At 75.9% G+C, this 8,320-nt stretch carries 6 protein-coding genes and 1 pseudogene; 6 read left to right on the plus strand and 1 reads right to left on the minus strand.

The features are described from left to right. The coding region (locus tag RIF68_RS18410) for a Ku protein (RefSeq protein WP_309052364.1) at positions 1-1,068 on the minus strand (1,068 nt) is incomplete at its 3' end. 50 nt (positions 1,069-1,118) lie between these two features. On the opposite strand from RIF68_RS18410, the gene ligD reads away from it, so the two are divergent. The 6 genes and pseudogenes from ligD to RIF68_RS18440 form a co-directional block, all read left to right on the plus strand. Next, positions 1,119-2,003: a non-homologous end-joining DNA ligase gene (gene ligD, locus RIF68_RS18415; RefSeq protein ID WP_309052365.1), complete on the plus strand. Its 885-nt coding sequence runs from the start codon at positions 1,119-1,121 to the stop codon at positions 2,001-2,003. Further along, positions 2,000-3,109 carry a DNA ligase gene (locus tag RIF68_RS18420; protein WP_309052366.1) on the plus strand — a complete coding sequence of 370 codons (1,110 nt, stop codon included), beginning with the start codon at positions 2,000-2,002 and terminating at the stop codon, positions 3,107-3,109. Before ligD ends, RIF68_RS18420 begins: the two co-directional genes overlap by 4 nt. 195 nt (positions 3,110-3,304) lie before the next feature. After that, the gene (locus RIF68_RS18425) at positions 3,305-5,635 is read left to right on the plus strand and encodes a PBS lyase (RefSeq protein WP_309052367.1); all 2,331 of its coding nucleotides are present in this window, start codon (positions 3,305-3,307) and stop codon (positions 5,633-5,635) included. A gap of 91 nt (positions 5,636-5,726) precedes the next feature. Next, complete coding sequence (locus tag RIF68_RS18430; protein ID WP_309052368.1) at positions 5,727-6,599, plus strand: hypothetical protein; 873 nt, start codon at positions 5,727-5,729, stop codon at positions 6,597-6,599. Then, a complete protein-coding gene (locus RIF68_RS18435) occupies positions 6,596-7,999 on the plus strand; it encodes a HAMP domain-containing sensor histidine kinase (protein ID WP_309052369.1) in 1,404 nt (467 codons plus the stop codon). Before RIF68_RS18430 ends, RIF68_RS18435 begins: the two co-directional genes overlap by 4 nt. A gap of 94 nt (positions 8,000-8,093) precedes the next feature. After that, a pseudogene (locus RIF68_RS18440) lies at positions 8,094-8,320 on the plus strand (FtsW/RodA/SpoVE family cell cycle protein); the annotation flags it as partial.

An 8,320-nucleotide genomic window follows, 5' to 3' on the forward strand; every position in this document is an offset into this window, starting at 1 on the left:
CGTGGCCTTCTGCGCCGTCTTCTTGGCGGTGGCCTTCTTGGCGGGGGTCTTCTTGGCGGTGGTCTTCTTCGCCGTCGTCTTCTTCGCGGCGGTCCTCCTGGCCGGGGCCTTCTCCTCCGGCGCCTCGCCGTCGGAGGCCTTGTCCCCGGAGCGCCCGGAGGCCTTCCCCGCCGGAGCCTTCCGCGCCGCCCTCCCCTTCCGGCCGGCCTCCCCCGCCTCCTCCCTCCGCCCGCGCGGCTTGAGCTCGGTCACCTCGGCGGCCTCCCGCTCCGCCGGCGCCTCCCCGCGCGCCTCCTTCGCCGCCCGCACACTGCTCTCCAGGGCCGCCATCAGGTCGATGACCTGTCCGCCGCGCCGCTCCTCGCCCGGCTCCGGAGGCGCCACGCCCTCGCCGCCGGCCGCCTTCGCCGCGATCATCTCCTCCACGGCCGTGCGGTAGTCGTCGTGCAGCGTGCTGATGTCGACCTCGCCGAGCGTCGCCATCAGGGCGTCGGCCAGGTCGAGTTCGGCCTCCCGTACGCTCACCGGGGTCTCGGGCGCCACGCCCTCCGGGACGCGGATCTCGTCCGGCCACAGCAGCCCGTGCATCGCGATCACGTCGTCCACGACGCGCAGCATCCCGAGCCGCTCCCGGCCACGCAGGGCGAACTTCGCCACCGCCACCTTGTCGCTGCGCTTGAGCGCCTCGCGGAGCAGGGTGTACGGCTTGGCGGCCGGCACGCCGTTCGCGGAGAGGTAGTACGCGGCGTCGATCTGGATCGGGTCGATCTCGGCGGCCGGGACGAACGCCACGATCTCGATCGTCTTGGCCGTCGGCAGGGGCAGCGAGGCCAGGTCCTCGTCGGTGATCGGGATCATGGTCCCGTCGGCGTCCTCGTACGCCTTGCCGATCTCCGGAGCGGACACCTCCTCCCCGTCGAGCTCGCACACCTTCTTGTAGCGGATGCGCCCGCCGTCCTCGACGTGGATCTGACGGAAGGAGACGGACCGGCTCTCCGTGGCGTTCACGAGCTTGATCGGGATACTGACCAGCCCGAAGGAAATGGCGCCATTCCAGATGGAACGCACGGTTCGCTCCCTTCACACCATATGGACGGGAATCATGGGATTCTCATCGTATGACGCCCATCACAGAGGTGGAGGGGCGGCGCCTGACGCTCAGCAACCTGCACAAGGTGATCCATCCGGTCACGGGCACCACCAAGGGCGAGGTGCTGCACTACTACGCGACCGTCGGGGCCGCGATCCTGCCGCATCTGCGGGACCGGCCGGTCTCCTTCCTGCGCTATCCGGACGGTCCGGACGGTCAGCTGTTCTTCACCAAGAACCCTCCGCCCGGCACGCCCGCCTGGGTGAACACCGCCCCCGTGCCCCGCTCCGAGGACCCCGGGGCCCGGCAGGTGGTGATCGAGGACCTGGCCTCGCTGATGTGGGCGGCGAACCTCGTCGTGGAGTTCCACACGCACCAGTGGCGGGCCTCCTCCCCCGCCGTCGCCGACCGGCTCGTCCTCGATCTCGACCCGGGGCCGCCCGCGACGGTCGTGGAGTGCTGCCGCGTCGCCCTCCACCTGCGGGAGCGGCTCGCCGCCGACGGTCTGGAGGCCTTCGCCAAGACCTCCGGATCCAAGGGGCTGCACCTGCTGGTGCCCGTGGAGCCCACGCCCTCGGCGGAGGTGTCGGCGTACGCGCGCCGGCTCGCCGTCGAGGCGGAGGCCGACCTGCCGCGGCTGGTCGTGCACCGGATGGCCAAGGCGCTGCGGCCCGGGAAGGTCTTCGTGGACCACAGCCAGAACGCGGCGGCGAAGACCACCGCGGCGCCCTACACCCTGCGGGCCCGGGCCCTGCCGGCCGTCTCGGCGCCCGTCACCTGGGAGGAGGTCGAGGGCTGCCGGAGCCCCGAGGACCTCGTGCTCCTCATGGACGACATCGCGCCACGTCTGGAGCGGTACGGCGAGCTCCTCGCGCCCCTTTTCGCGCCGGAGCGGGCCGGGGGCGTGCCGTGAGGCCGGCCGCGCGGAGAGCGGGCGGCGGGCCCGGACCGGCCCCTGAGTCCGGCCCCGGAGCCACCTCCGGCCCCGGCCCCGAGGCCGTCCCCGGCGGCGGACCGGGAGCGGCCCCGGGAACCGGCGCCCCCGGCCCGGACGGCACGAACGGCGGCGAGGACCCGCACGACCACGGCGGCACGGACGGCGAGGGCCGCGCCGGACGCTCCGCCTCCCCCTCCCCCGTCGTCCTCGTCCCGCCCGTGGACGTCGTGCGGCCGCGCTCCGCCGACGCCATTCCCCCGCAGAAGCCGCCGCCGCACGACCTCCAGTACTCCCTCAAACTCGACGGTTTCCGCGCGCTCGCCTTCGTCCTCGACGCGGGCAAGGTCGTCCTCCAGTCCCGCACCCACCGGGACCTCGCGCCCGAGTTCCCCGGGATCGCCGCGGAGCTGCGCGCCCAGCTCCCGCCGGGGATCGTGCTGGACGGCGAACTGTGCGCCTACCGGGAGGGCCGGTTCAGCTTCCCCGACCTGCTCCGCTCGCACGCGGACCGCGTCCGGTCCGGCGTCCCGGTCTTCTACGTGGCCTTCGACCTGCTCGCCATGCCGGGCCGGGACCTGCGCGGCCTGCCGCTGCGCGACCGGTGGGAGCTGCTCGGCGCGGCCCTGCGGCACGCCGAGCCGCCGCTCCAGCGGGTGCTCGCCACCCGGGACGAGGAGACCGCGCGCGACTGGTTCCGGGACCTGCGGGAGGCCGGGGTGGAGGGGATCGTCGCCAAGACGCTGGCCTCGCCGTACCGGCCGGGCCGCGGCTGGGCGTGGCGGAAGGTCCGGCACGCCGACACCACGGACGGCGTCCTGGTCGGGCTCACCGGCCCGGCCGACCGGCCCCGGGCGCTCCTCGTCCGGCTGCCCGACGACCGTACGGTGCTGACCTCGCCCCGGCTGACGCCGGCGCAGGCCCGGCTGGTCGGCGAGCTGGTGCGCGACCGGCTCGGAGCGTCCGTGCGGGACCCCGGGCACGGGCCCGTCACGCTGCTCGACCGCCCGCTCGCGGTGGAGCTGCGCCAGGTCGCCGGGCGGCACGAGACGGCCGCGTTCGTGCGAGTGCGGGGCGAGCCCTGAGCGCGGCGAGGGAGGCGGGTGGCCGCGCCCGGCTCCGCCACGCTGCGCAACTGCCGGACAGCGCACCGCACATGGCGCAAAGCAAGCGCAACTCGCGCACTGGGCAGGGGCGATACGGACAGTAAGGGGCTGTCCTCCGTGCCGTGGTGCACACTTGCTGCCTGGTACAGCGCTCACGGGGAAGGCGGCCTGGCAATGCTGACGGGGATCGAGGAGGTCGACTGGGCCTCACTGGGGCACGCGTACGGCCCCGCGGACGACGTACCGGCACTGCTCCGCGGGCTCGCCTCCCCCGATCCGGCGGAGCGGGAGACCGCGCTCGACGGCATGTACGGCGCGGTGCACCACCAGGGCGACGTCTACGACTCGACGCTCGCCTGCATCCCCTTCCTCCTCGAACTGGTCGCCGACCCGGCCGTCCAGGACCGCGGCTGCATCATCGAGCTGCTCACCAGCATCGGCGGGATCGAGCTGGACGACGACGAGGACGAGCTGGACGAACCGGGGCCGGACGACGACGAGTTCATCCCCGCCGCCAACTACGCCATGGCGGCGGCCGCCGTCGCCGCCGGGGCCGACGTCTTCCTCGGGCTCGTCGCGGACCCGGACCCCGAGGTACGGCTCGCCGCGCCCTGCGCGCTCGCCTCCCTGCACCCGGAGCCGGGCCGGGTCCTGACCCTGCTGCGGGAGCGGCTCACCGTCGAGCGGGACACCGAGGTGCTGCTCGCGCTGGTGGCCGCGGTGGGGCAGATCGCCCTGCGGCACGCCTCCCTCCGCGACGAGACCGTCGAGTGGCTGGACTGGCTCGCCCGCGCGGCCCAGGACCCGGGGCTGCGGCTCGCGGCCCTCGCCCAGCTGGCGCGGTGCGCTCCGGCCGCCATCCCGGACGACGTGGTGGAGCGGGTGACCGAGCTCCTGGAGCAGATCAGGGCGGTGCCGCGCGGGACGGGGCCGGGCGCCGGGCCCGGGCCGGTGGCGGGTGCGGGTTCGCCCGCGCCCACGGGACCTGGTACGGGGAACGGATCGCCCGCCGCCGGTTCCGGTGAGGGGCGGCCGCCCTCCACCCCGACGCTGATCGGGCAGGTCCGTGAGTTACTCGGCGAGCACACGGCCGGCCGGCCCGCCCCCTGGACGGAGGAGTTGCTGCGGACCCTGCACACCGCCCTGGACGACCGGGTCGACGACCGCATCGCCCTCGTCCTGGCCCAGCTGCGCAGCCCCGACTGGGGGCAGCGGGCGGACGCCATCTGGCTGTGCGGCGGATTGATACGGCGGTGGCGGGGACGGTACGAGGAGGTGGTCCGCCTGGTCGGTGCGCAGCTGCACGACCCCGAGCCCCGGCTGCGCGAGGCCGCGACCGCCTTCCTGGAGCGCCTCTTCGAACTGTGCGGCCCGGCCTCCGACGCGCTCGCCGCGCGCGCGGGGGCCCGGTCGGCCGTCTCCTACGTGCCGTACGAGCCCTTGGAGACGTACGGGACGCGTGAGGCGTACGGGTCGGGCGCGTTCCGTGGCTCGAACGGCTCCGGCGGTACGGGCGGCTTCGGCCGTTCCGAGGCGCCGGGCGGCGTCCGTACCGGCCCCGGTGGCGCCCCGGAGGGGGGCGGAGGCGGGGACCGGCCGGGGGGTGACGGGGCGCTCCTCGCGCTCGCCCGGGCCGGTGACGCCCGTGCCGTACCGCTGCTCGCGCGCGCCCTGGAACGGGGGGAGGTCCGGCAGGAGCTGCTGTACGCGGTGGACGGCCTCGGCCCCGCCGCCGCCGCGCTCACGCCGCTGCTGCGGCTCCGGCTCGCGGAGGTCGACCTCGACGAGCGGCTCTACGACCGGGCAGCCCCGCTCCTGTACGCGCTCGGCGCCGTCCGGGGCGCCCAGGCCGTGCCGGAGGTGCTGCGGGTGCTGCGCGGGGCCTCTCCGAACCGGCGCGACTGGGTGTGGGAGTCGGCGCTGCGCACGCTCGCGGCCTTCGGCCCGGCCGCGCGGGCGGCCGCCTGGGACCTGCGCCGGTTCCTGACCGCCGACGCGGCCCCGGTGGCCACCTGGGCGGCCCGGGCCCTGTGGGCGGCCGAGGGCGACACGCGAGAGGTGCTGCCCGCCCTGGAACGGTGGCTGCGGCCGGGCGTCCCCGCCGGCGACTGGTGCGCGGCCGCCCAGGCGCTGGGCGCGATCGGTCCGGCGGCGAGCCCCGCGGCCTCCGCGCTGCGCCCCGGCCTGGCCTCGCGGGACCTGTGGGTACGGGTCCACGGAGCGGCGGCCCTGTGGCGGGTCTCCGGCGAGACGGACCGGGCGCTGCCGGTGCTGCTCACCGCGTGGGAGGAGAACCGGCACACGCGCCCCGAGGTCGCCGCGTGCCTGGCGGAGATGGGTCCGGCGGCGGCGGACGCGCAGTTGGTGGTCCTCACGGAGCTGACCCGCAGGCGCCGCCACAACGCCCGCGAGGGCACCTCGGGCAGCCACGACATCCACGAGGACGAGAAGCTGCTGACCCTCTGCCGGGCGGCCCTGGCCCGGATGGAACGGCACTCGCGCTAGCCCTCCACACTCGGACATAAAGGACTTCCGTACGCATCAGGCCTTAAGGTCTACGGGAGAACCACCTGTCCCCGGACCCGCGAGGAACACCGTGACCCGCCGCTCCGCCCCGCCGGCGACGGCCCTCGTCGCCGCCGGTGTCCTCGCGCTGGCCGCCGCCGGCTGCGGGGCGGCGGGAGAGGGGCGGCTGGAGAGCGCGGGACCGACGTCCACGGCCGTGGGGCCGGTACGGTTCTGGCCCGGCCTGCCGCCCGCCACGAACCCGCCGATCGACTACGGCGAGACGGACAACGCACGCGTGCCCGGCATCACCGTCACCGCCGGGGACGTGCACACCGTCGACCCGATGGCCGTCGTCCGCGCGGAGGTCCGCGCCCGTCCCGACACGGTCTCGGGCCCGAACGGCGTGTACGCGGGGACGGTACGGGCGATCGGGGCCTGCGCCGGCGGGGCCGGGTCCGCGGGGTGCCCGCTGATGGAGCCGTACTACCACGACCTCACCGGTGACGGCCGGGACGAGCTGATCGCGGGGATCCGGCTGCCCGACCAGCAGGTGGCCGTGCTGGTCTACCGGGCCGAGAAGGGCGGGCTCACCCGGGTCATGTCCACCGTCGAGCAGGTCATCAGCGTGGAGCTGGCCGGACGGGACCTGATCATGCGGGTGGGCTCCGCCGGCATCCCGGGATACGAGTACCGCACCGCCTGGTCGTGGGACGAGGACCAGGGCAGCATGCTGCCCGCCCGGGACGAGATCGTCCGTGTCCGGCCGCCCGGAAGCGTGCCCTCCGTCGCCGCCCCGTCCGCGCCGCCCACCCCGCCGGCCACTCCCCAGGCCTCGCCGCCTCCGGTGGCACCCGTTCCCGCCCCGGGGGAGACCGGCCCCGACGGCACCGCGCCCGAGGAGACCGCGCCCGGTTCCGCGCCCGGGGAGACGGCCCCCGCCTCCGACGGAACCGCGCCGTGAGGCTGCCCCGGCCGCCCGCCTGGACGGCGACCCTGACCTGGAAGGCCGCCGTCTTCATCGCGGTGATGTGCTGCGCCCTGGCCGCGCTGCTCGGCGTCCTCGTCCACGTGTCGGTGACCGAACGGACGGTGGACGACTCCCGCGAGAAGGCGCTCGCCCGGCTGACCGAGGCGAGCCGCACGTACGAGGCGGGGGAACCGCTCCCCCGGTTCGCCGCGATCGACCCGCCCGGCCTTCCGGCGGCCCTGCGGGCGCTCGCGCTGCGGGGCGAGCACGGCACGATGGTCGCCGACCACGAGGGGCGGCCGACCATGTGGGCGGCGGGTCCGGCCGACTCCCCGCGGACCGGCGGGGCGGACGGGCCGGCGGCCGTGCGCGCCCTCGCCGTGCGGGTCGACCACACGCAGAGCGCCGAGACGATCGAGGCGCTGGACCGGGCCATCCTCGGTTCCTCCGCGCTCGCCATCGGGACGACCCTGCTGGTGGGCGCCTTCGCCGTCACCCGGGTCACGCGGCGGCTGCACGCCACCGCCCGGGTGGCGCGCCGGATCAGCGCCGGTGACCTCGACGCGCGCGTGGACGATCCGCGCACCAAGGACCCCTCCCGCCCGCAGGACGAGGTGGCGACGGTCTCGGGGGCGCTGGACACGATGGCGTCCTCGCTCCAGCGCAAGCTGCAGAGCGAGCAGCGGTTCACCGCCGATGTCGCGCACGAACTGCGGACCCCGCTGACGGGCCTCTCGGCGGCGGCCGAGCTGCTGCCGGAGGGGCGGCCCTCGGAGCTCGTACGGGACCGGGTCCGGGCGATGCGGTCGCTGACCGAGGACCTGCTGGAGATCTCACGCCTGGACGCGCGCAGCGAGACCGTGGACGTGGCGGTGCACCGGCTGGGCCCGGTCGCCGAACGCGTGGTCCGGGCCTCCGCCGGGGGCGGTCCCCGGACCGGGGCCCCGCCCGCCGGCGCCCCGGCCGAGCTGCGGATCGTGCGGGACGCGGAGGTCGAGACCGACCGGCGGCGCCTGGAACGGGTGCTCGGCAACCTGGTGGCCAACGCGTACCGGCACGGGGCCCCGCCGGTCGTGGTGACCGTCGACGGCCCGCTGGTGACGGTGCGGGACCACGGGCCCGGCTTTCCGGCGTACCTCCTGGAGACGGGACCGCAGCGGTTCCGTACGGAGGGCGGTGGCAAGGGCCATGGTCTCGGCCTGACCATCGCGGCGGGTCAGGCCCGGGTGATCGGCGCGGAGCTGGTCTTCGTGAACCCGGAGGGCGGCGGCGCCGAGGCCCGCCTCCGGCTGCCCCCGTACGGACACGCGGCGGACGCCGGCGGGGAGGCGGCGAGCGGGGGCGTGGGGGACGGAGGCGTGGGGGACGCGGGCCGGCGCGGCGGAGGCGCGTGAACGCGGGGGCCTCACCCGCCACCCGCACGACGACCGCACGGCACACCGTCACACAAAAGGGACATAGGGCATACGGCTTGCTACGTTGCGCACCATGACCGCACCCCCGAGCCCGGACGCGCCGCCGCTCGGGGTCCGTGTGCCGAAGCGCCGCGGGGTGGAGTTCTCCCTCCTGGTCGGCGCGGTCCTGCTGTCCGTGCTCGGGTACGCGGAGGTCGGGCTCGCCCACAACGGTGCCGTCCCGCCCGACGCCGTCCGGTACGGCGCGGGGCTCGGGCTGCTCGCGCTCGTCGCGCATCTCGCGGTGCGGTTCCGCGCCCC

Source organism: Streptomyces sp. (assembly GCF_031178505.1).
Classification (GTDB): Bacteria; Actinomycetota; Actinomycetes; order Streptomycetales; family Streptomycetaceae; genus Streptomyces; species Streptomyces gulbargensis.